Origin of the sequence: Vibrio xiamenensis (genome assembly GCF_900100015.1) — a bacterium.
GTDB classification, from domain to species: Bacteria; Pseudomonadota; Gammaproteobacteria; order Enterobacterales; family Vibrionaceae; genus Vibrio; species Vibrio xiamenensis.
In genome coordinates, this window is sequence record NZ_FNDD01000018.1 from 13,170 (window position 1) to 38,394 (window position 25,225).

Below are 25,225 nucleotides of genomic sequence, written 5' to 3' on the forward strand. Positions count from 1 at the left end.
TTAGCGTGACTCATCTTCGATTTGCGCGTTATCCACAATATGATTTTCGCCAAGATCTTTTGGCAAAACCAGATTGAGCAGAATCGCGACGATGCCGCAGAGGCTAACACCTTGTAGGCTAAAGTCACCGATGCCAAACGCCATGCCACCGATACCAAAGACTAAGGTCACAGCAACAATCACTAAGTTACGTGATTTGTGTAAGTCGACGTTATTTTTAATCAGCGTATTTAGGCCAACAGTTGCGATAGAACCAAACAGCAAAATCATAATGCCGCCCATCACTGGCACAGGTACGGTTTGCAGCAGAGCGCCTAACTTACCAACTAAAGCAAGAACGATGGCGGTAACCGCAGCCCAAGTCATGATGACTGGGTTAAATGCTTTGGTCAGCATCACAGCGCCAGTAACTTCGCTATAAGTTGTGTTTGGCGGCGCGCCAACCATAGACGCCGCGATGGTTGCAATTCCGTCACCAGTGATGGTGCGGTGCAGACCGGGCTTTTTGATGTAGTCTTTACCGGTTACATTTGAAATCGCCAGCATGTCGCCCACGTGTTCAACGGCAGGTGCGATCGCCACCGGAATCATGAACAGCACTGCGTTGATATTAAATTCAGGGAAGGTGAAGTTTGGTAATGATAACCATGATGCTTGCGTAACAGGCTCAAAGCTCACCACACCAAAATACAGGCTGGTTAAGTAGCCCGCGACAATGCCGCCAAAGATAGGCAGTAGCTTCATAAAGCCTTTGGCAAACACGCTAATAGCAATCGTGGTGATAAGTGAGATCGCCGAAATCCACAGTGATGCGTTAGCGTCAATCAATTGCACCGATCCGTCACCTGCTTTGCCAAGCGCCATATTGACCGCCGAAGGCGCTAGGCCAAGACCGATAACCATAATCACTGGGCCAACAACCACAGGCGGTAGCAGAGTATGAATGAAACCCACGCCACGTACTTTGATGACCGCGCCAAGTATCACGTAGACAAAACCTGCCGCCATAAGGCCGCCCATCGTGGCAGCAATACCCCAGTTTTGGACACCAACAAGGATCGGAGCGATAAAAGCAAAAGAAGAAGCGAGGAAGATAGGAACAGAGCGGCGAGTGATTAATTGGAACAGTAGGGTGCCCATACCAGCACCAAATAGAGCAACGTTGGGGTCAAGTCCCGTAAGGAGAGGAACCAACACCAAGGCACCAAAGGCGACAAACAGCATTTGCGCCCCTTGTATCATATTTTTCATCTCGAACATTCCATGCAGTAAACAAAATTCGCGGGATTTTAGCACCACAGCAATCGTTTGCAATCTGAAATAGATCAAAGTGCGTGTTTAAAACGTTAGTTTGAAGTCAGAATCGTGACTTCACCTCTTTGTTTGGTCGCGATAAAGTTGCTCTAGATGGTATAGTTGCTTATCATCAACCATCTCAATGAATTATGTAGGACAAGTATGCGTAAATTAGCGTTATTGGCATTAGGATTGGTCCACCTTCCGGCCTTTGCTTTTAGCCATGTTGATCTTTATCGTAGCGAAGTTGTGGTAGATCAGGATGACAGCAACGCAGAAGAAGCCGCTCGAATTGCTGGTATGAAAGAAGTGATTGTTCGCGCGTCTGGCGATCAAAATACACTGGATAATCAAGCGATTCAAAAGGCTTTATCGAACAGCGCACACTATTTAGCCCAATTTAGCCAAGGCCAAGCAGATGACAAAGCAACCCTAAAGATGACCTTTAGTGGCAGTCAACTGCGTGATCTTTTTACTCAGGCGCAAGTGCCATTTTGGCCGGAAAATCGTCCCGATGTGTTGGTTTGGTTGGTGGAAGAAAACCGTTATGACCGCACCATCGCGTGGGAACATTCTGATTCAAACATTTTAACTAGCTTGCTTGCGCAAGCCAAAGTGCGTGGTTTGCCATTTACTGTGCCAGTGGGCGACTTCGATGACATTACTGGTATTGAAGTCTCCGATTTGTGGGGCGGGTTTGTTGATCCCCTGCGTCAAGCGAGTAAACGCTACCAAGCTGACGCCGTGCTTGTGGTTAAAGTGCAAGGTCCACAGCTGCGCTGGACGCTATATGACCAAAAGCCAATTATGCTTGGTCAAACCCGTCAAGCACCGCTAGTTGGCAGCGCTTCAGGCGATGATGCCGCTAAAGAGATGGTCAACAAGCTCAGTGATTACTTTGCCAAGAAAGCGGCGGTAGTGGTGGCCAGTGAGTCATCTGAATCGCTTAAAGTGCGCTTCTCTGAAATTGATGATGGCGTGAGCTTCTTTGTGTTGGAGAATAAACTTAAAGCGTTGAGCTCAGTGGCCTCGCTGGATGTTTTAACCATCAAAGCCGATACCGTAACGTTTAATGTTCATCTGTTAACCTCTGCGCAAGAATTTGAGCAGCAAGTGAATAGCATGGGTTTGGTGCTGCAATTGGAAGATACCGTTCTACCAAGCCAGACCGAAACCGCTGCCGCCAATCCTCAATCGCAAGTACAGTCTGAACTTGCTGGTGGCGCATTGCCAATCGAATCCCATGCTCAGGATGCGATTTCAATGAACAGTGCTCAAGTGCCAGTTGTTGCCCCAGAGCGAGTGTTGAACTTCCAATGGCAAGGACAAGGCGTTCATCCTGATTTTAGCGATGATCAGCCACACCTCGATGAAAATGTCGAACTCGAGCAGTAATTTGAATAATAAAAAAGAGCCGTAAGGCTCTTTTTTATTTTCTCTCTGCGGCAAATTGTCAGGGCAAAAGCGCACGAATGTTAGGATTCAAAGTCCTGCTTTTCGCGTTTTTCGACTTCGGATAATTTGCTGAGTTTAAGTCCCAACTCTTTACCGCGCAGCCGTGCAAACAAGGTATTGCCCACAAACGCGCAACTGGTCAGCAGTAATTCAATCAGTGCCAGCCAGCGTTCACCGTTATCCACATAGATTAGTGTTAACGCGTGCAGAAAATACACCATCAACACAAAGTTGGCCCAAGCATGAGTATAAGGTTTGCCAGCCAAGATGCCCGGTAGAGGCAGCAGCAAAGGAATGCTCCAAGCCAGCGCCATTGCCGCGCTATTTAAGTGTGGGTGGGGCGAGATCATCAATTGCCAAGCAACGACCCACAGCAACAGCCCAAGGTTTCCTATTAGCGCCAGCCAGCGTGATGGTCGAGTCAAACTGTTTGTCATCATAGCGGCTCGCGACTGAGTTTTAGCGCTGTGGTGGCCAAACGTTTACCAAGCTGTTTGGCCAGCGTGCTTTCCTCGCTCGACAGGTTTGTTTTGTCATTGCTTAGTGCTGAGGCGCCATAAGGCGTCCCGCCAGATTGCGTGGTATGCAAACTCGGCTCCGAGTATGGAATGCCCATGAGCATCATGCCGTGATGCAGCAACGGGTACATCATGGTGTGCAAAGTGGTTTCTTGTCCGCCGTGCATGCTTGAAGAGCTTGTAAATACGCAGGCTGGCTTATCAATCAAGTCACCTGAGACCCACAGTGCTGTTGTTTGATCCCAAAAATGCTTGAGTGGCGCGGCCATATTACCAAACCACACAGGGCTGCCCATCGCAAGCCCCGCGCAGTTTTTGAGTTCATCAAGCGTAATCACCGGGTCGAGCGGCGCAGGCTCATCCGGGGAAATCTCTGCTACGCAGCGCAGCAAGGCTTCACAGCCGTCAACCGATTCCACTCCGCGAGCAATGAATCGCGCCAAATTGCGCGTGGTGCCATGGCGGCTGTAGTACAAGACGATGATGCGAATCATAGAATCTCTAGGACTTGCTCTGGCGGACGGCCAAGTTTGGCTTTGCCATCTTTAACCACAATCGGGCGTTCAATCAGTTTTGGATGACTCGCCATCGCGGCAAACAGTTGTTCATCGTTGGCATCGGCAAGCGCTAATTCTTTATATTCGGCTTCTTTGGTACGCATCATATCGCGCACATTAGTAAGGCCAAGTTGAGCATACAAGGTTTTTAATTGTTCAACACTTGGCGGTGTATCAAGGTACTTCACGATCTCTGGCGCAATGTTTTTGTCTTCGAGTAGAGCCAGAGTTTCGCGACTTTTTGAGCAACGTGGGTTGTGGTAGATAACGACAGACATGAGCAGTTTCTCCTAATCTTATTGTTGTGGTGATGGCTATTGCAGAGCCATAAATCGGTCGCGCTGCGCCATTAATTGGTCAATGCGAGCATCATAGCGCGCTTGTTCCAGGCTTCCTAAGTCAGCGATTTTGCTGGCTTGAGTGTAATATTGAATCGCTTTATTCCAATCGGCTTTTAAGGCCAGAATTTCTGCGCGAGCGGCGAGATCTTCCGCGTTGTTACCTAAATGGGCATTAGCTTGTGAAAGCAAGTGCCAGCCATTGAGATCATTTGGATTATCGTGGGTATAACGCTGTAATACTCGCACAGCTTTTTGATTGTCTTTTGCTTCAATCAAGCTGTTGGCGTAGTTAATGGTTAGGACTGGATTTCTTGGGTTCACTTTTAGCGCCGCTTCCAGCATAGTCTGAGCTTTTTCTGGATGCTGCTGAGCGATGTACAGATCCGACATCGCATCAAGATAGAAATTATTATCTGGGTCTTTTTTAAGCAGCGCATCAAGCAAGGATTTGGCTTGGTCAAGTTTTTGGCTGTCGAGATACACCAGAGCTCGGCCATAATCAAAGGCGTCTTTGATGCTTGGTGATGATTTTTTCTCTGTGCGATCGAACCAGTCTAATGCGGCGGTACTATCAATGCCGGCATAACGCGCGATGACACGTGCTCGAGTCAGTTGGTAAGGCATCGATGGCGCGAGATGGCGCACCGGATATTGCTGCGCGCGTGCGCGGCTGTCAGTGATTCGATCTTCGGGCAATGGGTGAGTCAGCAGCATTGGCGGAGGCGTACTCGCATAACGGTATTCGTCGGCTAAACGAGTGAAAAATTGCGGCATAGCGCGCGCTTCAAATCCGGCTTTTTCCAGCGTTTCGATACCAAAACGGTCTGCCTCGCGTTCATTGGCACGCGTGTAGTTGATTTGGCTTTGCGCATTTCCCGCTGTGGTTGCGGTGATGGCGGCAATCCCTGCTTCTGGCGCGGCGATGGCTAATAACAATGAGCCAGCAAGCGCCGCTAGGGTTGCCGGTGAGCGACGCGCTTGCTCTTCCATACTTCGCGCTAAATGGCGCTGAGTAATGTGGGAGATTTCATGCGCCAATACCGAAGCCAATTCGCTCTCGCTTTTGGCATGCAAAAACAGCCCAGAATGCATCGCGACATAGCCGCCAAAAAACGCAAAGGCGTTAATATTACGGTCGCGAATCATGAAAAAGGTGAATGGGGTTTTTACATTACTGGCGTTGGCAACCAAACGGTGGCCCAAACTATCGATGTACTCATTGACCACTGGATCGTCGATGATAGGCTTACTGCTGCGCAGCATACGCATGTAAGCATCGCCATATTGGCGTTCTTGAGCAATAGTTAGGGTGCCGCTTGCCGTGGTACCAATGTCGGGAAGATCATTGCTATTGGCATAAGCGGTGAAACTGGGTGTAAGTACGGCTGAGATACATAAGTAAAGCAAAGAACGAGTTCGTTTTAGCATAACAGTGGGTAATAATCCTTATTTCTTATCGGTCTTTGACATCACTAAGGCCATTTTGTTTCAAACTGGCTTTTTGTATCAAACTATGAGTAACCCTATGGAAGCGCTCGACAAATTGGCAAATTCGCCGTCAAATGTCCGGTAAATATAATGCCATTATTTACTGATGCTTTTCACTGACGCTATTTGAAAAACACTATACAATGTCGCTTCTATGATAAGCATCAAACCAGAGAATGAAACCCAATATTTTAGATTTACGTGATGAGCGTTGCCCGATGGCACTATTACTTGCCAAGCGTCACATTAAGGCGAGCAACAGCCCACGTTATACCATTTGGGTTAGCGACAAATCTGCGCAACAAGATATTGTCAATTATCTTCATCATCAAGGGTTTAAGGTGATGTGTACTAACACAGACAGTGATTACTGTTTGGACGCGGTAAAGGAAGTTTATTGAATGTTTGAAATGATCATTCGCTGGTATAAGAGACGTTTCTCTGACCCTCATGCGGTGAGTTTGGTAGCAATCCTTCTGTTTGGATTCATCATTATTTACTTTTTTGGCCACTTAATTGCGCCGCTGTTGGTGGCGATTGTGTTGGCTTATTTATTGGAATGGCCAGTAGTGAAACTTGGCCGATTAGGGATTCCTCGAGTGCCCGCAGTGGTGCTTGTGATTGTCACTTTTACCAGTTTAATGGTACTGGCGGTATTTGTGCTTGTGCCAACGATTTGGCAGCAGGTTGGCAATCTTATCAACGACATACCGAATATGTATAACGGGGTACAGAAGTTTATTGCCGAAATCCCTCAGCGTTATCCTGAGCTGGCTAACTTGCAAATCGTTGAAACGGTTGTGGTGAACACTAAGAACCAGGTGATCCATATGGGAGAAACCGTGGTCAAAGGCTCGTTTGCCTCATTGATGAGTGTGGCAACTCTTGCGATTTATTTGGTGTTGGTGCCGCTGCTGGTGTTTTTCCTGCTCAAAGATAAACAACAGATGCTCAATATGGCGTCAGGTGTATTGCCAAAGAACCGTAAATTGGCGATGAAAGTTTGGTATGAAATGAATGATCAGATCACCAACTACATTCGCGGTAAAGTGCTGGAAATCTTGATCGTCGGTATCGCCAGTTACATTACCTTTGCGTTGCTCGACTTACGTTACTCGGTACTTTTGGCAGTAGCCGTTGGCTTGTCGGTCTTGATTCCTTATATCGGCGCGGCTGTGGTCACTGTACCTGTGGCAGTGGTCGGGTTATTTCAATGGGGACTCACGCCGCCGTTCTACTGGTTGCTGCTCGCTTACGGCATTATCCAAGCTTTGGATGGCAACGTGCTGGTGCCAATTCTGTTTTCCGAAGCGGTGAACCTGCATCCGGTGGCGATTATCGTTGCGGTGTTGGTGTTTGGCGGCATGTGGGGCTTCTGGGGGGTGTTTTTCGCCATTCCATTGGCAACCTTGGTTAAAGCGGTGTGGAATGCTTTGCCTAGCCAAGATGAGCCAGAAGCAAGCGCTTCCTAGATGTAGGCTTTGCTAAGCGGTAAATAGCATTTTATGCAGTCTAAAAACGGCCCTGTCACTTTGTGTGGCGGGGCCGTTTTGTATTGATTGAATAATATTTTCAACAATATAGATAAAATTTCTAAAACTAATTGAAAATTGACCGATATTTATAAGTAGGATTAAAAGATGTAATCAGAAAGGGATAGTATGAGGTTTAGTCAAAAGATTGTAACGGCGTCTTCGTTTTTATTGTTCATTACCATTGGGCTATTGTCGATCAAACAAGTTTTTACGATTGATACGACGATGCACAGTTTAATTGGCACCAGCTTAAAAGAGATGGTCCAAGCCACAAGGAATACCGTCGATGCCAAGTTAGACGGGAAAAAATCACTCGCACAAGCGGTGGGCGAGTCACTCGCATTAGCGCCTTTCGATAAGGCTCATATCAAAGAAGTCCTTGAGTCATCAAAGTTAAAAAATGAATTTTTGGCGGTTGGTTATGCTTATGATAGCGATGGCAGCATGATCGAAAATGATGACAATTGGGTGCCTGGGGCCGACTACGATCCCCGTGTTCGCCCTTGGTACAAAGGGCCGAAAGCTGAGCGCAAGTTAGTGGTCACTGCGCCTTACTTGGATATGGCGTCAAAGAAAATTATCATCTCAATTGGTGTGCCGATTTATCACCAAAATCAATTCGTTGCAGGCATGTTCTTTGATATTGAGCTGTCTGGATTGGCGGATTTGATCAACAGCGTTAACCTATTCGATGCTGGTAACCTGTTTTTGGTCACAGCGGATGGTATGACGATTGCCCATCCTGATGTCGATAACAACGGTGCCAAGCTTGAAACTTATTTACCTGGCTTGACGATCAAAGAAGGGCCTCAACCGTATCAACTTGACGGTAAAGATTACGTTATAGATTTCGAGAAGGTGAACTCAGAGCACTGGTTTGTGGGTGCGATTGTCGATAAATCGGTGGCGTTTGCGGCGATTGACGACATGACCATGAGTTCGATTCTGTATGGATTGCTGGGTGTGGTCGTCAGCATCGTATTGTTAACGTTACTGATTAAATTCTTAATGCGGCCTTTAAGTACGCTGAATTCCGCTATTCAAGATGTGGCGTCTGGGCAGGGCGATCTGACTAAGCGTATCGATACCAATACGGACAAAGAGTTCGCTGAGCTAGCCGATGGTTTTAACCGTTTTTCTGAAACGCTGCAAAAGCAAATTAGCCAGTCAAAAGCCATCGGCGCTGAAATTTTGCAAAATTCAGAAAAGTCGGTTATCGGCGCGCAGCAATCAGCAGATGCCATGCGCAGTCAATTGATGGAGCTTGAGCAACTAGCAACCGCAATGCATGAAATGTCGGTCACCGCTGGGGATGTGGCTAATAATGCTCAGGGCGCAGCATCGGCGGCCAAAGATGCGGAAAACGCCACTGAAGAGGGCTCAAAAGTGGTCAGTGAAACCACCTTGTCCATTGATGCTCTGTCGGCGCGAATTGATCAAGCGGTCGAAGAAGTGCAAGGTTTAGAAACCGCAACGTCTAACATTGAAACCATTTTGAAGGTCATCAATGACATTGCCGATCAAACCAACTTGCTCGCGCTTAATGCGGCGATTGAAGCGGCGAGGGCTGGTGAGTCTGGACGCGGCTTTGCTGTGGTGGCCGATGAAGTTCGCACCTTGGCTAGCCGCACTCAGCAATCGACCACTGAAATTCGCAGCATGATCGAACAGCTGCAAGCGGGCGCAAGTTCTGTAGCGGCGGCGATGAACGAGAGTAAACATACCGCGATTTCAGCGGTGGATAATTCTCAGGCGGCAAATATCGCGCTGCAAAGTATTCGTGAAGCGATCGCTCGTATCACCGATATGAATACGCAAATTGCCGCAGCATCTGAGCAGCAGAGTTTGGTGGCGGAAGAGATCAACACCAATACTGTCAAGATTAAAGATCTCTCTACTCAAGTGGCTGAGTCAGCTGAACATTCCAACATGAATATGCAAATTCAAATCGAAAATGTGCGTGACCAAGATGCGATATTGAATAAATTTATCGTTTAATCAATGATTTGAGTAATTTCTAAGGAAAAGGCCAGTGTTATTACTGGCCTTTTTTATCTGCATTTGAGCGCTTTTATGCGTTTTCATTAAGGTAGTTTAAAACCACTTCGTGGTGGTCTTTGGTTTTGAACTTGTTGAACACGTGTTCAATCACACCATCTTCATTAATCAAAAAGCTGATGCGGTGCAGGCCATCGTAGACTTTACCCATAAACTTCTTCTCGCCCCACACACCAAACTGTTCTGCAACTGCGTGGTCTTCATCAGACAAGAGAGTGAAATTGAGATTATCGCGTTCGATGAATTTACCAAGGCGTTTAACCGGGTCGATACTTACGCCAAGCACCACAACATTGTGGTCAGTAAGCTCAGCATTCACGTCACGCAGGCCTTGAGCTTGCACAGTACAACCTGGCGTCATGGCTTTCGGGTAAAAATAAAACAGGACTTTTTTGCCTTTAAAATCAGCGAGCTTAACGATGTTTCCGTCTTGATCTGGCAGCGCAAAAGCTGGTGCTGGTGCGCCCGCAGTTAACGTATTCATTGTGATTCCTTTTTATTGGCTGTTCTTTATAAAGTTGAGCGAACCTTGCACTTTAAGCTGCTCGCACAACGCATTGAACTCTTCTTGTAATTGCATCAAGTTACACGAGTCATCGACGGTTGCGGTGATCGCAATATGAAATTGGTCTGATTCGTGCTGAATTTTTGCTTTCTCAATGGTTTGAGCGCTAAGAGACGATAAGCCGATCCCTTTGGCGGCGAAAAATTGAGTGAATTTTTCCGTTAGCCCAACTTGGTCATCCGACTCAATAAACACTTCGATGGTATAGACATTACTCATCTGTTCATGTTTAGCAGTACGTTTCATCATGGTGATGAGATCATGTTGCTGGCCAAGAAATGGCAGGGTGGTTTCGACTTTGGCCAGTTCGTTGCTGTTACCTGAAACCAGCATAATCAAGGTAAATTCACTGCCAAAGATAGCGATACGGCTATCGACAATATTACATCCTGATTTGGTCACTAAACCGACGACTTCATTGCAGATGCCTGGGCGGTCAGCTCCGACTGCCGTAATCACCATGTGTTGAATCATAGTTGCGCTCTATCCATATGAACTTGATTAGTGGCTTAGCTTAGCACACATCGCTTTAATAGAAACGTTGTAGACGGGTTTGAATGGCCAAATTGGGACAGAAAAACGCTGACTGAACAAAGATATAGATGGCGCTTATAGTGGAGTGAAAAGTGATTTGTTACGCAAAAATTCGCTTGGTTTGAGGATGAAAACAATCGCCAATCGGCTTTGACGTAAAGCTGACACCGAAGCTTGAGGAAAGTGTAATTTGCCAGAGTTCTAACATTCGATAAATATTCAGCGAAATAGCGGTATTAAGCGTCGGGAATCGCTTGTTTTTATCAATCGCCTTACAGTACCATGCAGAAAGTAAAAAAATGAGGGAGAGAGACATGTTTTCAGGAAGTATCGTAGCGTTAATTACACCGTTTACTCAAGATGGCGAAGTGGATTTCGTGAGCTTGAAGAAGCTGGTTGATTATCATGTAGAAGCTGGCACCAACGGCATTGTTGCGGTTGGAACCACGGGTGAATCTGCGACGCTTACGGTTGAAGAGCACGTCAAAGTGGTTATGAAAACGGTCGAGTTTGCTGATGGGCGTATCCCTGTGATTGCAGGTACGGGCGCAAATGCAACCCACGAATCAGTGACCTTTAGTCGTCTGCTTAATAACTCTGGCATCGCTGGTTGTTTAAGTGTCACTCCTTATTACAACAAACCGACTCAAGAAGGTTTGTATCTTCACTATAAAGCGATTGCCGAAGAGAGTGATGTTCCGCAAATCCTTTATAACGTTCCAGGCCGTACTGCTGTTGACTTGCTGCCAGAAACCGTCGCACGTTTAGCTGAAATTGAAAGCATCGTTGCACTGAAAGATGCAACCGGTGATTTAAGCCGAGTTAAAATTCATCGTGAACTTTGTGGCGAAGATTTTATCTTACTTAGTGGTGACGACTCCACGGGCTTGGATTTTGTGAAAGCGGGTGGTCAAGGCGTCATCTCTGTAACCAATAATATCGCCGCCGCCGATATGGCAACCATGCTCAAATTGGCCAGTGAAGGTAAATTTGAAGAAGCAGACATCATCAACCAACGTTTGATGACGCTGCATAAGAATTTGTTTGTAGAATCAAGCCCAATCCCAGTGAAATGGGCCGCGCATCAGCTTGGTTTGATTAAAAACGGTTCACTGCGTTTGCCATTGACAGTATTGTCTGAAAAAGCACAACCGATTGTTGCACAAGCAATGAAACAGGCGTGCATTGTATAATGAACGATAAACGCCGAAGCCATCTGGGCTTCGGCCTTTAAGTTTCTTAGGAGTTTCGATGAAGTTTTCTCATCAGCTGGTTGTTAGTTCACTGGCTGTTTTTGTTTTAAGTGCTTGTTCAAGCAGTCCGACTCAGCGCCGTCAGGCGAAAGATGATTTCGAGTATTTAGATACGCCAGCTCTCAAAGCATGGAACTATCCTGCCGGTGTTAAACGTCAACATTACGCCAACTTTGATATTCCAACGGGTGAATACGCTGGTGGAACAGGTCGCGATGTGGATATTCGTCCGCCGCAGCAAGTGCTGGAATTGATTCCAGGCGCACGCGCTGAGCGTAAAGATGGTGAAGTGACCTTGTGGCTGCCTCGCGAAGCCGATCTCGACAAAGTGTGGCAAACCGCTTTGGAAATGGGCAAAGAAAACCACATTAAACTGCGTTCACAAACCGACAGCCGTTTAGAAACCGATTGGGTGACTTGGAAATCAGAAGACGAAGAGTTAGAAATCGGCAGCCGTTACGAGTTGACTAAAATCGAAAGCAACGGTCAGCATGGCTTTAAAATCTCTTTGATTGATTGGCGTGAAGGCGGCAAACAGAAGCCGGTTACCGAGACCAATAAAGAGCGTTACAACGCGCTGATGACCAACTTAGTCACCGCTCGCTACGACAGCGATTTACGCGCTGAAGCGGCACGTAAAGCGCAAGAACAGATCAAGCAGATTCCGGTTTCTATGGGGACGGATCGCAGTGGCTTGCCAGTGATTATTGCGCGCACGCCATACAATACATTGTGGGAACGTATTCCGACGTTACTGCCAAGCATGGGCTTTAGCGTTGAAGACCGTAACCAGTCGCAAGGTACCGTCAAAGCGAAATACGCCGCGCCAAAAGACGAATTTTGGACGCAAATCGGCGTGAAACCGGTGCACCTCAAAGGTGGTACTTACACCTTCTTACTAGGTGACTTGGGCAACCGTACCTCGATTAATATCACCAACAGTGATGGCAAACCGGTGACGGAATCGGTGCTTAAAGACATGGTGCCAGTGATTTCAGCGGTCGCAAGCCAAGAAGCGGCAAGTGCGACGAAATAATCGCGCCACGCTTATAGGTTAATGAGCAAAACACAAAAGGGAGCCAAGGCTCCCTTTTTTTATGCGTGTCGTTTCTTTCGCCTAGGTTGGTACAGCGTGCAGAGCCTGCGCGTGAATTAGCGCTCGCTGTCCTCGCGCGGCTCTTGATTGTTCGCATTCGCTTGTTTGCGCTTATCCAACTCATTGAGCTTATCTAAATCGGTTTTTTTCTTGCGCAGGTTCATTTGCAAATCCGCGGTCTGTTTGAGCGCGGCGATATTGCCGACAATCACACACACCACAATAATGGTGATGACCCAAGGATTAAACAGAAGATCCAGCATGGCTAACTCGCTTGATCAATATTGGCGATATAACCAGTGTAGATCGAATCGAGGTGCTCAAGTACATACTCAGCGCCCAAAAACGGCGTTTGGCTAATTTGCTCAGCGAGCAACTTAGGTGTCAGCGCCTCAAGGCAGCTCTGCGCGGTTGCGCGATGGCTAATATGCCAAGGCTCAGGCGACACGCCACCTAAATCTTGCCGATAAGGAAAGAAGAAGCCAAACTCGGCCAAATGCGTTTTTAGCCACTGATAAAACTCACTCTGATGGCCGTCAAGATACTCCCAAGGCTCAAGCTTTAAGGTTTCGCCATCGGGCAGAGCCTGGCGGTCAAAAACATCGAAATCACTGCCCCAGTGATGACGACTCGAGCCTGGTAGCGCCGACCAGCGCAAAATCGCTTGCACTTTTTGTCCGTCTGACAGCCCATGGCTGTCTAACGGTTGGCTGTTACTGTCAAGAATGACACTTTGGCCAGACATCTTGTTATTCCAGATGGTGCATTGGCGCTGGTAATCGCGAAAGCCACTGGCGATATTAAACTCAAATCCGGCGTTGTCGGCCGCCTGTTTAAGTGCCAGCAGATCATGTTCAACGTTCGGGTGAACCAAAAAAGTTTTCTGGCCAACCAAGGTAGAGCCTAGATGGCTATCCGTTTGGCCGGTCAGCTCTAAAGGAGTCATCATAAGCAATTCAGCCGTTATCCAAGGATATTTTCTAAGGTTTTCTGATACATATCAGTGAGCTTTTCCAAGTCAGCTACGTTTACGCATTCGTTAACTTTGTGAATCGTGGCATTGACCGGACCAAGCTCGACCACTTGAGCGCCCATCTTAGCGATAAAACGTCCATCTGAGGTACCACCAGTGGTGAGCAGTTGTGGCTCTTTGTGGTTGACGTCCGACACCGCCTTGACGACCGCGGTGAGCAAATCACCGGTATCGGTCAAAAATGGATGACCGCTTAGCGTCCACTTAAGATCGTAGTCAAGGCCGTGGGCATCAAGGGTGGAGTGAACGCGGCGTTTGATTTCTTCATCCGTCAGTTCCGTGCTGAAACGGAAATTGAACTGCACCGTAAACTCACCCGGAATGACGTTAGACGCCCCTGTACCTGCTGCGAGGTTAGGAATTTGAAAACTGGTTGGCGGGAAGAACTCGTTGCCTTCATCCCATTGAGTGGCGGCTAATTCGGCTAAGGCTGGCAGAGCGCGGTGCACTGGGTTGTTAGCTAAGTGCGGGTAGGCAACATGGCCTTGAGTGCCTTTGACGGTCAGATCGCCCGTGATCGAGCCACGGCGGCCGTTTTTCACCACATCGCCAACAAAGTTGGTGCTTGATGGTTCACCGACAATACACATATCGATGATTTCGCTGCGCTCCATGAGCGTATCCACCACGCGCGTCGTACCGTTAATAAACGGGCCTTCTTCATCAGAGGTAATCAAAAACGCAATTGAGCCTTGGTGATTCGGGTTTTGCTCGATAAAGCGTTCCACAGCCACCACCATACATGCCAATGAGCCTTTCATATCTGCTGCGCCGCGGCCATGCAAATGACCATCAATCACGGTTGGGCGAAACGGCGGAGTGTGCCATTGGTCAACCGGACCGGCAGGCACCACATCAGTATGGCCTGCAAAGGCAAACAGTGGCGCCTCGGTGCCGCGGCGTGCCCAAAAGTTGGTGGTATCTTCAAATACCATGGTTTCGATGCTAAAGCCTAGCGCTTGCAGTCGCTCGATCATCATCTCTTGGCAACCCGCATCTTCTGGGGTTACCGATTGGCGGCTAATTAAATCTTTGGCGAGCGCCAAAACCGGGCTATCCGTCATCCTTGAATTCCTTTATTACGCAAAAATGTCAGCGTATTGCTGAGCTTTAAAACCTAAGTGGTACTGGCCATCAACCAGCAAAATCGGGCGCTTGATCATCGCCGGTTGTTCAACCAGCAGCGCAATCGCGTTTTGCTCATTGAGGCTATCTTTCTGTTCTTGGCTTAGTTGGCGGTAAGTGGTACCGCGCTTATTAAGCACATTTTCCCAGCCCAGATGCTGACAAAACGTGCTGACTAATTCGGCGTTCACACCATCTTTGCGATAGTCGTGAAATTGATAGGCTTGATTTTCGTTCTCCAACCACTTTTTGGCTTTTTTAATCGTGTCGCAGTTGGGAATGCCGTACATGGTAATGGCCATAATGGTCCTTTCGTTATGCTGATATTTTTATTGTTCCAGCATCCTATCAGGAAGCGCCCATCGAGACAAAAGCCGCGCCAAAAATTTTATCTCGCCAGCATTTGCCTGACAAATACCCACACCGAATGGGGTGTTATTGATCGAACGCAACACATGGCCGAATAAAACAGAAATAATGACCTTGGAGATTTTTAGGGAGGTATCAATGGAGTTGAGTCCTGTTTTTGCCAGGCGTTTGTATCTGGCGTTGTTAGTCGAAAATCTGGATCGGCCAAATGTGCCGAAACTGATTGAACAAACGGGTTGGCCTCGTCGTACCATTCAAGATGTGATCAAAGCATTGCCGGGAATTGGCATTGAATTGATGTTCATTCAAGATGGTCGACGTCACAATGACGGTTATTATCAATTGTCCGATTGGGGGCCGTTTGATGCTCAATGGGTCAGCGAACGTCAATCGGACATTGCCGCCAGCTTGGGTTTTCGAGCCTAATGTGTCGCCACAATCTTCATCAAAAGCCAGCATTCGCTGGCTTTTTCTTTGTCTTCTTTATATCGCTGTTACGTCTGGCTAAGGTTTGTCGCTACGACAAGACCAACTTACAAAAACCGTGTTGCAAAACCGACAATGTCGTAAACGGAGCGAACAACGTCGTACGCCATATTTCCTAATTGATTGATTTTTAGCGGATTAATTGTTGGTGCGAATTTAGCACCTAAGGTCTGCGAGTCTTATTTAATCAAGGAGAAAGACCATGGCAATTCGTCAATGTGCGATTTATGGAAAAGGCGGTATCGGTAAATCAACCACTACTCAAAACCTCGTTGCAGCGCTCGCTGAGCTCGGCAAAAAAGTCATGATTGTTGGTTGTGACCCAAAAGCGGATTCAACTCGTTTGATCCTTCACTCTAAAGCGCAAAGCACCATCATGGAAATGGCGGCAGAAGCGGGTTCGGTTGAAGACATCGAATTGGAAGACGTACTAAAAACCGGTTACGGCGACATTCGCTGCGTTGAGTCAGGCGGTCCAGAGCCAGGTGTTGGCTGTGCAGGTCGTGGGGTTATCACTGCAATCAACTTCCTAGAAGAGGAAGGCGCGTATGAAGACGATCTCGATTTCGTATTCTACGACGTATTGGGTGACGTTGTGTGTGGTGGTTTCGCGATGCCAATTCGTGAAAACAAAGCGCAAGAAATCTACATCGTTTGCTCTGGCGAAATGATGGCGATGTACGCAGCCAACAACATCTCTAAAGGTATCTGTAAATACGCAGCAACCGGTGGTGTGCGCCTTGCAGGTCTGATTTGTAACTCACGTAACACTGACCGTGAAGACGAACTGATCGAAGCACTTGCTGCAAAAATCGGTACTCAGATGATTCACTTTGTCCCTCGTGACAACATCGTTCAACGTGCTGAAATCCGCCGTATGACCGTTATCGAATACGATCCAACCTGTGCTCAAGCGGATGAATATCGCACCCTTGCGAAGAAAATCATCGACAACAAACTGTTCGTTATTCCACAGCCATCGACTATGGATGATCTTGAAGAGTTGTTGATGGAATTCGGCATCATCGATGAAGAAGATGAATCCATCATCGGTAAAACCGCGAGCGAAGAAGCTGTCGCATAACGCCAGCGCAGCGTTTGCGCTGAACTGAAATTTAACGATATCTGGAGGCAAGGATGTCAATGAATAAGCAAGAGACACAAGCACTCATTGATGAGGTGTTGGAAGTCTATCCCGAGGTTGCTCGCGAAGACCGTAGAAAGCACCTTGCAGTGAATGACCCTGCAAGCGAAGGCAGCAGTAAGTGCATTACCTCAAACCGTAAATCACTCCCTGGTGTGATGACTGTTCGTGGTTGTGCGTATGCCGGCTCAAAAGGGGTGGTATGGGGACCGGTTAAGGACATGATTCACATCTCTCATGGTCCTATCGGTTGTGGTCAATACTCCCGCGCAGGTCGTCGTAACTACTACGTGGGTTCAACCGGTGTTGACAGTTTTGGCACCATCAACTTTACCACCGATTTCCAAGAACGTGACATCGTGTTTGGTGGGGATAAAAAACTCGCTGCTGCATTGGATGAGTTGGATGAATTGTTCCCACTTGCCAAAGGCTACTCAGTGCAGTCCGAGTGCCCGGTTGGTTTGATTGGTGATGACATCGAAGCGGTCGCCAGAACCAAGAGTAAAGATCTCGGTAAAACCGTAGTGCCAGTGCGCTGTGAAGGTTTCCGCGGTGTATCGCAATCGCTGGGTCACCACATCGCCAACGATACCATTCGTGACCATGTGCTTGATAAATCAGACAGCATCGAGTTTGAAGGCACTGATTATGACGTTGCGATCATTGGTGACTACAACATCGGTGGTGATGCTTGGTCATCACGCATCATTCTCGAAGACATGGGACTTCGCGTGGTTGCTCAGTGGTCTGGTGACGGCACTCTGCCTGAAATGGAAGCCACACCTAAGGTCAAACTGAACTTGGTGCACTGTTATCGTTCGATGAACTACATCGTACGTTACATGGAAGAAAAACATGGCGTGCCATGGGTGGAATACAACTTGTTTGGTCCAACCAAAATCGTTGAATCGATGCGCAAAATAGCCGCGATGTTTGATGAAAAAATTCAGACTCAAACCGAAGAAGTCATTAAGCGTTATGAGCAGCAATGGAACGCGGTGATTGAGAAGTATCGTCCACGCCTTGAAGGCAAACGCGTGATGCTTTATGTCGGTGGTCTGCGTCCTCGTCACATTATCGGTGCGTACGAAGATCTTGGTATGGAAATCGTCGGTGCAGGTTATGAATTTGCCCACAACGATGACTACGTCAAAACCGTTCCTGAGATGAAAGACGCGACATTGCTGATGGATGATGCATCCAGCTATGAGCTCGAAGAGTTCGTCAAAAAACTCAACCCAGACCTTATCGGCTCTGGCGTGAAAGAGAAATATGTATTCCAGAAAATGGGTTTCCCTTTCCGTCAAATGCACAGCTGGGATTACTCAGGCCCATACCACGGCGTCGATGGTTTCGCGATTTTTGCTCGCGACATGGACTTAACCCTCAACAACCCTTGCTGGAACAAAATGACAGCACCTTGGCTTGCTGAGAAAGACTCTGACGTTGAATTAGCGCAAACCGCCTAATACACGGAAGTATTTGAACCGAACCAGCGTTCACGAATGAGTGGCATGGTAGGAGAAACGTTATGACTCAAGAAGTAGATGCAATAAAACCAGGGTTCCCGCTGTTCAATCAGCCGGAATACCAAGACATGATTGCTAAAAAGCAATCGAGTTTTGAACAACATGTGGATGAAGCCAAAGTCAAAGAAGTTTTCGACTGGACTACCACAGAAGAGTACAAGGAACTGAATTTTAAACGAAAACACATCACCATTGACCCAGCGAAAGCGTGTCAGCCTCTTGGTAGTGTGCTGTGTGCCCTCGGGTTTGAGAAAACCCTGCCTTATGTGCATGGCTCGCAAGGATGTGTGGCGTATTTTCGTACCTATTTTAACCGCCACTTTAAAGAACCGGTGGCGTGCGTTTCCGACTCAATGACCGAAGACGCAGCGGTATTTGGTGGTCAAAAGAACATGTTCGCTGGCCTACAAAACGCTTATGCCTTGTACAAACCGGAAATGATTGCAGTATCGACCACCTGTATGGCGGAAGTTATCGGTGATGACTTGAATGCCTTTATCGGTAACGCCAAGAAAGAAGGTTACATCCCGGCGGAAATTCCAACTCCGTTTGCACATACGCCAAGCTTTGTCGGTAGTCATGTGGCAGGTTGGGACGGCATGTTAGAAGGGGTTTTACGTTACTTCACTTTGGCCGATAAAGACAAAAACCAAGCGGGCAGCAAGGACTCAATCAACATCGTCCCTGGCTTTGAAACCTACCTTGGTAACTATCGTGTGATCAAACGCATGATGGAGCAAATGGGCGTCGAATACACCATGTTGTGTGACCCATCTGAAGTGCTGGATACGCCAGCAGATGGTGAATATCGCATGTACGCGGGCGGCACCACCATTGAGGAAGTCAAACAGGCGCCAAACGCGAAAGCGACCTTGTTCTTGCAGCCGGATCAATCGGTGAAAAGCACCAAGTTTATCAAGACGACTTGGGAGCAAGATGTTCCTGATGTGCACATTCCGATGGGATTGGATTGGACCGACGAGTTCGTGATGAAAGTGGCGGAGATTTCAGGCAAGGAGATTCCTGAAGAGATCGTCAAAGAGCGCGGCCGTTTAGTGGACATGATGACCGACTCACACACTTGGTTGCACGGCGTGTCTATCTCGCTTTACGGTGACCCAGATTATCTGATGGGTATGGTGAAGTTCCTGTCTGAACTGGGCTGCGAAGTGAAGCATGTGCTTTGTCATAATGCCAACAAACGCTGGCGTAAGAAAATGGAAGCTATCTGCGCTGAGTCGCCTTACACCAAAGACGCGCAAGTGTTTATCGGTAAAGACTTATGGCATTTCCGTTCGTTGATGTTTACTGAGAAGCCTGATCTGATGATCGGTAACTCTTACGGTAAATTCATTGAACGTGACACCTTCACAAAAGGGCCTGAGTTTGAAGTGCCATTAGTGCGCATTGGTTTCCCAATTTTCGACCGTCATCACCTACATCGTGATACCACATTAGGTTATGAAGGCGCGATGTCGATGCTCACGACCTTAGTCAACGAAATTCTTGCCAAGCTAGACCGTGACACTAAGAAAATGGGTGTTACCGACTACGGCTTTGATTTGGTTCGATAATCTTAACAGCCCCACACCGAACACCGGTGTGGGGCTGTGTGTTTAGGAGACAGCTATTTATGGCAAACGTCATGATTCAGTACACAGAGCAAGGACAGCTATCGCTGTATCTGGCTAAGAAAGATTTAGAAGAACACATCACTCATGTTGAGTTTGAAAGCGACGAGAAATGGGGTGGTGAGCTTGAGCTAGCCAACGGCGCGGCTTACTACATTGAACCTTTTGCCGGTAAACCCAGTTTTCCCATTTCGGTGCGAGCGCGGCGACTGCGCGCCGCCGCGTAGGTCTATCATCTACAGGAGGTAAAGATGGAATCCAGTCCGCTAAGTGAACACGTGGCACTGCGTATCGGCCTTGCGGCCAGAGCGCTTCCCGGTTTGAATGTCAGAGCGCTGCTTGCGCTGCTGACCACCAATTTAGGTACGCCGTTGACCGAAGAGTCGCTGACCTCTTTGAGCCCGAAAAAATGGCGTTCGATGGCGGCCAAACTTGACGGTGAGTTTAGCCGCTTTGAACTTGATAGTGCCCATGCAGCGCTGTGCAGCTTAGCGGTGGGTGAAGTTAATGCGCCGCAAGCGGTGAGCGCGACTTCCCTTGATGGGCCAAGCATCACCGTTGCCATGACATCCAATCGCGAGCAAGAGCTTGATGGCCACTTTGGTTCTTGCCTGCGCATGTTGGTGTATCAAGTGACGGCTGATGCGCACCAACTTATCGATGTTCGTGAGGTCAATACTGAGTTAAAAGGCGAAGAGCGCTCCGTGTATCTGGTCTCTTTGCTCAATGGCTGTGACTTGTTGTTTACGTTATCGATTGGCGGCCCAGCGGCTGCCAAAGTCACCCGCGCTGGCGTGCATCCGGTGAAAGTCAAAACACCGTGCGCCTGCGCCGAGCAGCTCGAAGAGCTGTCCTCGGTGATTGCGGGTACGCCCCCAAGATGGCTTGCCAATAAACTCAGTAAGCCCTTGCCTGCCTAATCCACTCCCCCCATTCATGTGATTGTCCTTTCTAGTTTGAGCCTGCCATGCAGGCTCTTTTTTTGTCACCTTCCCGACAAATTGTTGGCTTGTTACTAAGTGTTCAAATAAAAGATTAATAAAAACATGTAGTTAATCATGGGTCAGGTTTTGCAAGCAGTTCTATTGAGGAAGCGATGTCAGTCGGTTTTCAAAAGCGGTCACCGCCAGTCGGTGCAGTTTGAGCTTAGTCAGCCGGTCTCTGGGAACGTCAGTCAGTCTGAACATCAATAAGATTCAGCGTATATCAACGATAAAAAGTCTTTTACACGGACAGGTTTTTACTCAAAAGGAGCGGCGAGTATGAAACAAAAAGAGATTTTAGAGCTGCAGAATGAACCGGCATGTGAGCACAACAAAACCAGTAACAAACAGGGCTGCGCTCGTCCAACACCTGGCGCCACCGCAGGGGGTTGCAGCTTTGATGGCGCTCAAATCAGCCTGTTACCCATCGCCGATGTCGGGCATCTAGTGCATGGGCCAATCGCCTGTGCAGGTAACAGTTGGGATAACCGCGGCACCAAAGCCACCGCCACCAACTTATTTCGTTACGGTTTTACCACCGACCTGAATGAGCAAGATGTGATCATGGGGCGCGCCGAAAAGCGCTTGCTGCATGCAATTAAAGAGCTTATCGAAGCGCACAATCCGCCGGCGGTGTTTGTGTATGTCACTTGCGTGCCAGCGCTGGAAGGTAACGATGTCGATGCAATTTGCGCACTGGCGCAAAAGCGCTGGCATAAACCGGTAATCGCCATTGATGCCGCCGGTTTTTATGGCAGCAAAAATCTGGGTAACCGCATTGCCGGTGAAGTGATGGTGGAAAAAGTCGTCGGCACCGCCGAGCCTCCAGAAAAGCCTGCGATGGCGAACGATCCGTGTCGTAAAGTCCACGACATCGTGCTGATTGGCGAATACAACATTGCCGGTGAGTTCTGGCATGTTTCGCCGCTGTTTGAGGAGCTTGGCATTCGCGTATTGTGCTGCTTGGCGGGTGATACTCAGTTCCACCAAATTCAGACCATGCACCGCGCCGATGCCGCCATGGTGGTGTGTTCTCGAGCGCAAATTAACGTCGCGCGTAAGCTCAACGAAAAATGGAACATTCCATGGTTTGAAGGCAGCTTTTATGGCATTGAAGACACCTCCCATGCGCTGCGCGAATTTGCCCGTTTGCTCGGCGATGCTCAGCTTACTCGCGATGTTGAAGCGGTAATTGCCCGTGAAGAAACTCGCGTGCGACGCCTGCTTGAACCTTATAAAGCGGCGCTTAGCGGCAAAAGAGCGCTGCTTTACACTGGTGGGGTCAAATCTTGGTCGGTGGTGTCAGCACTGCAAGAGTTGGGCATTGAAGTGGTGGCGACCGGCACCAAAAAATCCACCCAAGCCGACAAGGCGCGTATTCAAGAGATCATGGGCGACGATGCCATGATGCTCGACTCCGGCGGCGCGCGTAATTTGTTGGACGTTGCTTACAACCACCATGCCGACATCATGATCGCTGGTGGGCGCAACATGTACACCGCGCTAAAGGCCAAAATGCCATTTTTGGACATCAACCAAGAGCGTGAACACGCTTATGCCGGCTATGAAGGCATGATCACCTTGGCCGAGGAGCTCAAACGCACTCTCACGAGTCCTATCTGGCGCCACGTCAATAGTATTCCGGTTTGGCGTCAAACTCGCGACGACGTAGTGCTAAACATGTTGGATGTGCAATTTTCAATGAAGGAGGTGATGTGATGAGCGAAGTAAAAACCATCTCTAAAGCGCTGGTCACCCAGCCGCTAAAAACTAGCCAACCAACAGGGGCGACACTGGCGGCAATGGGCTTTGACGGCACCATTCCGTTGATGCACGGCTCACAAGGTTGCAGCGCGTTTGCCAAAGTGTATTTGATTCAACATCTGCGCGAGCCGATTCCGCTGCAAAATACCGCCGTGGATCAAGTTGCGGCGGTGATGGGCGCGGACGATAACCTGGTTCAGGCTTTGTATAACCTTGCTAACAAACAGCATCCGCAGTGCATTGCGGTGTTTACCACTGGCTTGACTGAAATGCAGGGCAGCGACATTCACCGCGCCGTCAAACTGTTTCAGCAGCAGTATCCGCAGTTTTTGGACATTGAAATTGTGCCGGTCGCGACGCCGGATTTCAAAGGCAGCATGGAAACCGGATTCGCTAAATTCGTTGATGCTATGGTGCGCCAGTGCGCACTGCCACAGCCTCGGGCTAAGCAGGCGAATTTGGTGAATGTGCTGTGCTCGGTCGCCACCACCGCCGCCGATTTAGACCTGCTGCGCCGCTATCTAGATGCGTTTGATTTAGAACCGATTTTTCTTCCCGATCTGTCCGAATCCGTCGACGGCCACTTAGATCAAGCCGACTTTAGCGCCACGTCAACTGGTGGCACTACCCTTGAGCAAGTGCGGCGGGTGTCATCGGCGTCAATGACCTTGGTGATTGGCGAGTCGATGTATTCCGCCGCCAAATGGCTTAAGCAGCAGTTTGGTATTCCATTTGTGTGCTGCGGTTTGGGTATGGGCATTCAGGCCACCGACCATCTGCTCGATGGGCTGGCGCACTTAAGCGGTAAACCCGTACCGCTGTGGTTTGAGCGCGAACGTAAGCGCTTGCTAGACGCCATGCTGGATACCCACTTTTTACTTAGCGGCGCCAAAGTGGCAATCGCCGCCGAGCCGGATTTGGCGCAAGGCTACATTCAACTGCTGCAAGAAATTGGCGCTGAGTTGCCGCTGGTGGTCACCACCGCGCCCGCCAAACTGTTTCAGCGTTATTTGCTGAGCAATGTGCTGGTGGGCGATCTGTCGCTGGTGGCCGAGCAGCTTGAGCATTTCGATGTGGTGGTGGGCAATTCACACTGCGCGCAGATATGCGAGCCGCAGGTGCCGGTGATTCGCGCGGGTTTTCCGTGTTACGACCACTTCGGCAACATGGATATTTTGCAATTTGGTTATGAAGGGGCGCGCTCACGGCTGTATGCGTTTGCCAATGCATTGCTGCGTAATCATCACGATGAGGTCACGCCGCACGTCAGCCAATACTACTTCTCGGCTGAGCAAGTGACGCCCAATCACACATTTGAAACTCAATCTGTGGAGGCATTATGACAGTACGCAAACTGCATTTAGAGACAGCGACAAGTGAGTTTACGCCGCTGTTAAAAGTGGCTTTTGCGACGCGGTCGCGAGTGATGATCGATGAACATTTCGGCCACGCACGCACCTTTCTGATTTACGGCGTTGACTACTCGGGTTACCAAATGCTTGATGCGCTGGAATTTACCGGGCAGCAGGTCGAAGGACACAATCGCTTGCCGGATAAAGTCAGTTTGCTCAAAGAGTGTGATGCGGTGTATTGCAACGCTTGCGGCGCCTCGGCGCTGCGCCAATTGTTGGCCCAGCAAGTGTTTCCGATCCGCGTCGATGACGACGTATCAATCAGCGAATCGCTTCAGCAGATCGAACACGATCTTAACCATCAACCCGCCGGGTGGATGACGCGAGCAATAAAACATGACTCACGCAGCGATGATGGTGCCGACAGCTATCTGGATTCGCTGCTCGATGAGCCTTGGTGAGTGTTGCGAGCCGCTAAGGATGTGCCACAAAAGTGGATAAAAATCGCCGTCGGCGCTTGAGTCGATATAGAAACCGTTTTTTTACCAATATGGAAGCAATGAAAAAGGAGTGAACTATGGACAATGTGGTGGGTTATACCCGTGGCGGCACCGAGTGGAAACCGCATTTTATCGATGGATTGGATGAGGAGAGTTGCATCGGCTGTGGACGTTGTTTCAAAGTCTGTTCTCGTGATGTGTTTGACCTAATTGAGGCCGACATGGAAGACGACGATGAAGATGACGTGATGATGGTGATGACGATCAAAAACGGCGACGACTGTATCGGTTGTCAGGCGTGCGCGAGCGTGTGCAGTAAAAAGTGCCATTCATTTACCGCTTAATCGCAGGCGCGAATCGCCAGCCATGAGCGGATTCATACCGCCTTTAATCCAACGCCGCAATTTGCGGCGTTTGTCGTTTTTTTGGCAACAAACTGTCACATTCCCGACAATTGTCCGCTTCAAGCCTTGTTGTTTTTGTGACATTGGATCAAACAACTGCTTAAAAAATAACAGCTTAATTTATATGAAAAGAGTGGATTGCTCTTTGCAACCTTAATTTCACAACTCAAGGAACAGACAAACGATTTGTTCAGACCGACACCCAAGGA

At 48.5% G+C, this 25,225-nt stretch carries 27 protein-coding genes; 16 read left to right on the plus strand and 11 right to left on the minus strand.

Translation table 11 applies throughout. The features are described 5' to 3' along the window. Positions 1-1,251: a uracil-xanthine permease family protein gene (locus BLS03_RS14655; RefSeq protein WP_093275425.1), complete on the minus strand. Its 1,251-nt coding sequence runs from the start codon at positions 1,249-1,251 to the stop codon at positions 1-3. Positions 1,252-1,458: 207 nt separating this feature from the next. Here BLS03_RS14655 and BLS03_RS14660 point away from each other — a divergent pair, with 207 nt between their 5' ends. Next, entirely contained in the window at positions 1,459-2,691 is a 1,233-nt protein-coding gene (locus tag BLS03_RS14660) for a DUF2066 domain-containing protein (protein WP_093275427.1), read from the plus strand. A gap of 80 nt (positions 2,692-2,771) precedes the next feature. Here BLS03_RS14660 and BLS03_RS14665 read toward each other — a convergent pair whose 3' ends face one another. From BLS03_RS14665 to bepA, 4 genes are read right to left on the minus strand one after another with little or no spacing between them, the layout of a single operon-like run. After that, positions 2,772-3,188, minus strand: coding sequence for a DUF2069 domain-containing protein (locus tag BLS03_RS14665; protein ID WP_425445114.1), 417 nt, complete (start codon positions 3,186-3,188; stop codon positions 2,772-2,774). Continuing rightward, positions 3,188-3,763 carry an NAD(P)H:quinone oxidoreductase gene (gene wrbA / locus BLS03_RS14670; RefSeq protein WP_093275433.1) on the minus strand — a complete coding sequence of 192 codons (576 nt, stop codon included), beginning with the start codon at positions 3,761-3,763 and terminating at the stop codon, positions 3,188-3,190. The genes BLS03_RS14665 and wrbA overlap by 1 nt, the downstream gene beginning before the upstream one ends. Then, positions 3,760-4,104 carry an arsenate reductase (glutaredoxin) gene (gene arsC, locus BLS03_RS14675; RefSeq protein WP_093275436.1) on the minus strand — a complete coding sequence of 115 codons (345 nt, stop codon included), beginning with the start codon at positions 4,102-4,104 and terminating at the stop codon, positions 3,760-3,762. The genes wrbA and arsC overlap by 4 nt, the downstream gene beginning before the upstream one ends. 36 nt (positions 4,105-4,140) lie before the next feature. Beyond that, on the minus strand, positions 4,141-5,595 hold the full coding sequence (bepA, locus tag BLS03_RS14680; RefSeq protein WP_093275438.1) for a beta-barrel assembly-enhancing protease: 1,455 nt from the start codon (positions 5,593-5,595) through the stop codon (positions 4,141-4,143). 236 nt (positions 5,596-5,831) lie between these two features. Here bepA and BLS03_RS14685 point away from each other — a divergent pair, with 236 nt between their 5' ends. From BLS03_RS14685 to BLS03_RS14695, 3 genes are all read left to right on the plus strand, one after another. Beyond that, complete coding sequence (locus BLS03_RS14685; RefSeq protein ID WP_093275442.1) at positions 5,832-6,056, plus strand: sulfurtransferase TusA family protein; 225 nt, start codon at positions 5,832-5,834, stop codon at positions 6,054-6,056. Continuing rightward, entirely contained in the window at positions 6,057-7,127 is a 1,071-nt protein-coding gene (locus BLS03_RS14690) for an AI-2E family transporter (protein WP_093275446.1), read from the plus strand. It abuts the gene before it with no gap. A gap of 189 nt (positions 7,128-7,316) precedes the next feature. Further along, on the plus strand, positions 7,317-9,188 hold the full coding sequence (locus tag BLS03_RS14695) for a methyl-accepting chemotaxis protein (RefSeq protein ID WP_093275451.1): 1,872 nt from the start codon (positions 7,317-7,319) through the stop codon (positions 9,186-9,188). A gap of 73 nt (positions 9,189-9,261) precedes the next feature. Here the strand turns inward: BLS03_RS14695 and bcp are convergent, their stop codons facing one another. Together bcp and BLS03_RS14705 are read right to left on the minus strand one after the other, a co-directional pair. After that, positions 9,262-9,732 (minus strand): thioredoxin-dependent thiol peroxidase, encoded by a 471-nt coding sequence (gene bcp, locus BLS03_RS14700; RefSeq protein WP_093275456.1) that lies wholly within the window; start codon positions 9,730-9,732, stop codon positions 9,262-9,264. 12 nt (positions 9,733-9,744) lie between these two features. Further along, on the minus strand, positions 9,745-10,287 hold the full coding sequence (locus BLS03_RS14705; protein WP_093275461.1) for a glycine cleavage system transcriptional repressor: 543 nt from the start codon (positions 10,285-10,287) through the stop codon (positions 9,745-9,747). A gap of 374 nt (positions 10,288-10,661) precedes the next feature. On the opposite strand from BLS03_RS14705, the gene dapA reads away from it, so the two are divergent. Next, the gene (gene dapA, locus BLS03_RS14710; protein WP_093275465.1) at positions 10,662-11,540 is read left to right on the plus strand and encodes a 4-hydroxy-tetrahydrodipicolinate synthase; all 879 of its coding nucleotides are present in this window, start codon (positions 10,662-10,664) and stop codon (positions 11,538-11,540) included. 58 nt (positions 11,541-11,598) lie between these two features. Next, positions 11,599-12,636 carry an outer membrane protein assembly factor BamC gene (bamC, locus tag BLS03_RS14715; RefSeq protein ID WP_093275467.1) on the plus strand — a complete coding sequence of 346 codons (1,038 nt, stop codon included), beginning with the start codon at positions 11,599-11,601 and terminating at the stop codon, positions 12,634-12,636. A gap of 116 nt (positions 12,637-12,752) precedes the next feature. On the opposite strand, the gene BLS03_RS14720 is transcribed toward bamC, so the two are convergent. Genes BLS03_RS14720 through BLS03_RS14735 form a run of 4 tightly spaced genes read right to left on the minus strand, consistent with a single transcriptional unit; the run spans position 12,753 to position 15,156 of the window. Beyond that, positions 12,753-12,959, minus strand: coding sequence for a DUF2897 family protein (locus BLS03_RS14720; RefSeq protein ID WP_093275470.1), 207 nt, complete (start codon positions 12,957-12,959; stop codon positions 12,753-12,755). Positions 12,960-12,961: 2 nt separating this feature from the next. Then, entirely contained in the window at positions 12,962-13,642 is a 681-nt protein-coding gene (locus BLS03_RS14725; protein ID WP_093275667.1) for a M15 family metallopeptidase, read from the minus strand. A gap of 17 nt (positions 13,643-13,659) precedes the next feature. Then, positions 13,660-14,793 carry a succinyl-diaminopimelate desuccinylase gene (gene dapE / locus BLS03_RS14730; RefSeq protein ID WP_093275472.1) on the minus strand — a complete coding sequence of 378 codons (1,134 nt, stop codon included), beginning with the start codon at positions 14,791-14,793 and terminating at the stop codon, positions 13,660-13,662. 15 nt (positions 14,794-14,808) lie between these two features. Beyond that, positions 14,809-15,156 carry an ArsC family reductase gene (locus BLS03_RS14735; RefSeq protein WP_093275475.1) on the minus strand — a complete coding sequence of 116 codons (348 nt, stop codon included), beginning with the start codon at positions 15,154-15,156 and terminating at the stop codon, positions 14,809-14,811. Positions 15,157-15,361: 205 nt separating this feature from the next. On the opposite strand from BLS03_RS14735, the gene BLS03_RS14740 reads away from it, so the two are divergent. The 10 genes from BLS03_RS14740 to fdxB all read left to right on the plus strand — a co-directional run bounded on the left by BLS03_RS14740 (position 15,362) and on the right by fdxB (position 24,956). Continuing rightward, positions 15,362-15,649, plus strand: coding sequence for a winged helix-turn-helix domain-containing protein (locus tag BLS03_RS14740; protein WP_093275477.1), 288 nt, complete (start codon positions 15,362-15,364; stop codon positions 15,647-15,649). A 262-nt stretch (positions 15,650-15,911) separates the two neighbouring features. Then, a complete protein-coding gene (nifH, locus tag BLS03_RS14745) occupies positions 15,912-16,793 on the plus strand; it encodes a nitrogenase iron protein (RefSeq protein ID WP_093275479.1) in 882 nt (293 codons plus the stop codon). Between the two features lie 59 nt (positions 16,794-16,852). Then, on the plus strand, positions 16,853-18,322 hold the full coding sequence (gene nifD / locus BLS03_RS14750; protein WP_245696704.1) for a nitrogenase molybdenum-iron protein alpha chain: 1,470 nt from the start codon (positions 16,853-16,855) through the stop codon (positions 18,320-18,322). 62 nt (positions 18,323-18,384) lie between these two features. Further along, complete coding sequence (nifK, locus tag BLS03_RS14755; protein ID WP_093275485.1) at positions 18,385-19,956, plus strand: nitrogenase molybdenum-iron protein subunit beta; 1,572 nt, start codon at positions 18,385-18,387, stop codon at positions 19,954-19,956. A gap of 59 nt (positions 19,957-20,015) precedes the next feature. Continuing rightward, positions 20,016-20,240, plus strand: coding sequence for a putative nitrogen fixation protein NifT (gene nifT / locus BLS03_RS14760; protein ID WP_093275487.1), 225 nt, complete (start codon positions 20,016-20,018; stop codon positions 20,238-20,240). A gap of 24 nt (positions 20,241-20,264) precedes the next feature. Further along, a complete protein-coding gene (locus tag BLS03_RS14765; protein ID WP_093275490.1) occupies positions 20,265-20,933 on the plus strand; it encodes a dinitrogenase iron-molybdenum cofactor N-terminal domain-containing protein in 669 nt (222 codons plus the stop codon). Between the two features lie 342 nt (positions 20,934-21,275). Beyond that, positions 21,276-22,715, plus strand: coding sequence for a nitrogenase iron-molybdenum cofactor biosynthesis protein NifE (gene nifE, locus BLS03_RS14770; RefSeq protein WP_093275492.1), 1,440 nt, complete (start codon positions 21,276-21,278; stop codon positions 22,713-22,715). After that, positions 22,715-24,103 carry a nitrogenase iron-molybdenum cofactor biosynthesis protein NifN gene (gene nifN / locus BLS03_RS14775; protein WP_245696705.1) on the plus strand — a complete coding sequence of 463 codons (1,389 nt, stop codon included), beginning with the start codon at positions 22,715-22,717 and terminating at the stop codon, positions 24,101-24,103. Before nifE ends, nifN begins: the two co-directional genes overlap by 1 nt. Further along, positions 24,100-24,573, plus strand: a complete 474-nt coding sequence (locus tag BLS03_RS14780; protein WP_093275497.1) for a NifB/NifX family molybdenum-iron cluster-binding protein — start codon at positions 24,100-24,102, stop codon at positions 24,571-24,573. Before nifN ends, BLS03_RS14780 begins: the two co-directional genes overlap by 4 nt. Positions 24,574-24,689: 116 nt before the next feature. After that, the gene (gene fdxB, locus BLS03_RS14785; RefSeq protein WP_093275500.1) at positions 24,690-24,956 is read left to right on the plus strand and encodes a ferredoxin III, nif-specific; all 267 of its coding nucleotides are present in this window, start codon (positions 24,690-24,692) and stop codon (positions 24,954-24,956) included. The last annotated feature ends 269 nt before the right edge of the window (positions 24,957-25,225 follow it).

What these genes read in the sequence shown, in the direction of transcription:
- BLS03_RS14780 (WP_093275497.1), top strand. Translation starts at nt 24,100, where the DNA reads ATGACAGTACGCAAACTGCATTTAGAGACAGCGACAAGTGAGTTTACG.
- BLS03_RS14765 (WP_093275490.1), top strand. Translation starts at nt 20,265, where the DNA reads ATGGAATCCAGTCCGCTAAGTGAACACGTGGCACTGCGTATCGGCCTT.
- wrbA (WP_093275433.1), bottom strand. Translation starts at nt 3,763, where the DNA reads ATGATTCGCATCATCGTCTTGTACTACAGCCGCCATGGCACCACGCGC.
- dapA (WP_093275465.1), top strand. Translation starts at nt 10,662, where the DNA reads ATGTTTTCAGGAAGTATCGTAGCGTTAATTACACCGTTTACTCAAGAT.
- nifH (WP_093275479.1), top strand. Translation starts at nt 15,912, where the DNA reads ATGGCAATTCGTCAATGTGCGATTTATGGAAAAGGCGGTATCGGTAAA.
- dapE (WP_093275472.1), bottom strand. Translation starts at nt 14,793, where the DNA reads ATGACGGATAGCCCGGTTTTGGCGCTCGCCAAAGATTTAATTAGCCGC.
- BLS03_RS14720 (WP_093275470.1), bottom strand. Translation starts at nt 12,959, where the DNA reads ATGCTGGATCTTCTGTTTAATCCTTGGGTCATCACCATTATTGTGGTG.
- bcp (WP_093275456.1), bottom strand. Translation starts at nt 9,732, where the DNA reads ATGAATACGTTAACTGCGGGCGCACCAGCACCAGCTTTTGCGCTGCCA.
- bepA (WP_093275438.1), bottom strand. Translation starts at nt 5,595, where the DNA reads ATGCTAAAACGAACTCGTTCTTTGCTTTACTTATGTATCTCAGCCGTA.
- BLS03_RS14685 (WP_093275442.1), top strand. Translation starts at nt 5,832, where the DNA reads ATGAAACCCAATATTTTAGATTTACGTGATGAGCGTTGCCCGATGGCA.
- BLS03_RS14690 (WP_093275446.1), top strand. Translation starts at nt 6,057, where the DNA reads ATGTTTGAAATGATCATTCGCTGGTATAAGAGACGTTTCTCTGACCCT.
- BLS03_RS14725 (WP_093275667.1), bottom strand. Translation starts at nt 13,642, where the DNA reads ATGACTCCTTTAGAGCTGACCGGCCAAACGGATAGCCATCTAGGCTCT.
- arsC (WP_093275436.1), bottom strand. Translation starts at nt 4,104, where the DNA reads ATGTCTGTCGTTATCTACCACAACCCACGTTGCTCAAAAAGTCGCGAA.
- BLS03_RS14665 (WP_425445114.1), bottom strand. Translation starts at nt 3,188, where the DNA reads ATGACAAACAGTTTGACTCGACCATCACGCTGGCTGGCGCTAATAGGA.
- nifE (WP_093275492.1), top strand. Translation starts at nt 21,276, where the DNA reads ATGAAACAAAAAGAGATTTTAGAGCTGCAGAATGAACCGGCATGTGAG.
- BLS03_RS14655 (WP_093275425.1), bottom strand. Translation starts at nt 1,251, where the DNA reads ATGAAAAATATGATACAAGGGGCGCAAATGCTGTTTGTCGCCTTTGGT.
- nifT (WP_093275487.1), top strand. Translation starts at nt 20,016, where the DNA reads ATGGCAAACGTCATGATTCAGTACACAGAGCAAGGACAGCTATCGCTG.
- BLS03_RS14705 (WP_093275461.1), bottom strand. Translation starts at nt 10,287, where the DNA reads ATGATTCAACACATGGTGATTACGGCAGTCGGAGCTGACCGCCCAGGC.
- nifK (WP_093275485.1), top strand. Translation starts at nt 18,385, where the DNA reads ATGACTCAAGAAGTAGATGCAATAAAACCAGGGTTCCCGCTGTTCAAT.
- fdxB (WP_093275500.1), top strand. Translation starts at nt 24,690, where the DNA reads ATGGACAATGTGGTGGGTTATACCCGTGGCGGCACCGAGTGGAAACCG.
- nifN (WP_245696705.1), top strand. Translation starts at nt 22,715, where the DNA reads ATGAGCGAAGTAAAAACCATCTCTAAAGCGCTGGTCACCCAGCCGCTA.
- BLS03_RS14735 (WP_093275475.1), bottom strand. Translation starts at nt 15,156, where the DNA reads ATGGCCATTACCATGTACGGCATTCCCAACTGCGACACGATTAAAAAA.
- BLS03_RS14660 (WP_093275427.1), top strand. Translation starts at nt 1,459, where the DNA reads ATGCGTAAATTAGCGTTATTGGCATTAGGATTGGTCCACCTTCCGGCC.
- BLS03_RS14740 (WP_093275477.1), top strand. Translation starts at nt 15,362, where the DNA reads ATGGAGTTGAGTCCTGTTTTTGCCAGGCGTTTGTATCTGGCGTTGTTA.
- BLS03_RS14695 (WP_093275451.1), top strand. Translation starts at nt 7,317, where the DNA reads ATGAGGTTTAGTCAAAAGATTGTAACGGCGTCTTCGTTTTTATTGTTC.
- bamC (WP_093275467.1), top strand. Translation starts at nt 11,599, where the DNA reads ATGAAGTTTTCTCATCAGCTGGTTGTTAGTTCACTGGCTGTTTTTGTT.
- nifD (WP_245696704.1), top strand. Translation starts at nt 16,853, where the DNA reads ATGAATAAGCAAGAGACACAAGCACTCATTGATGAGGTGTTGGAAGTC.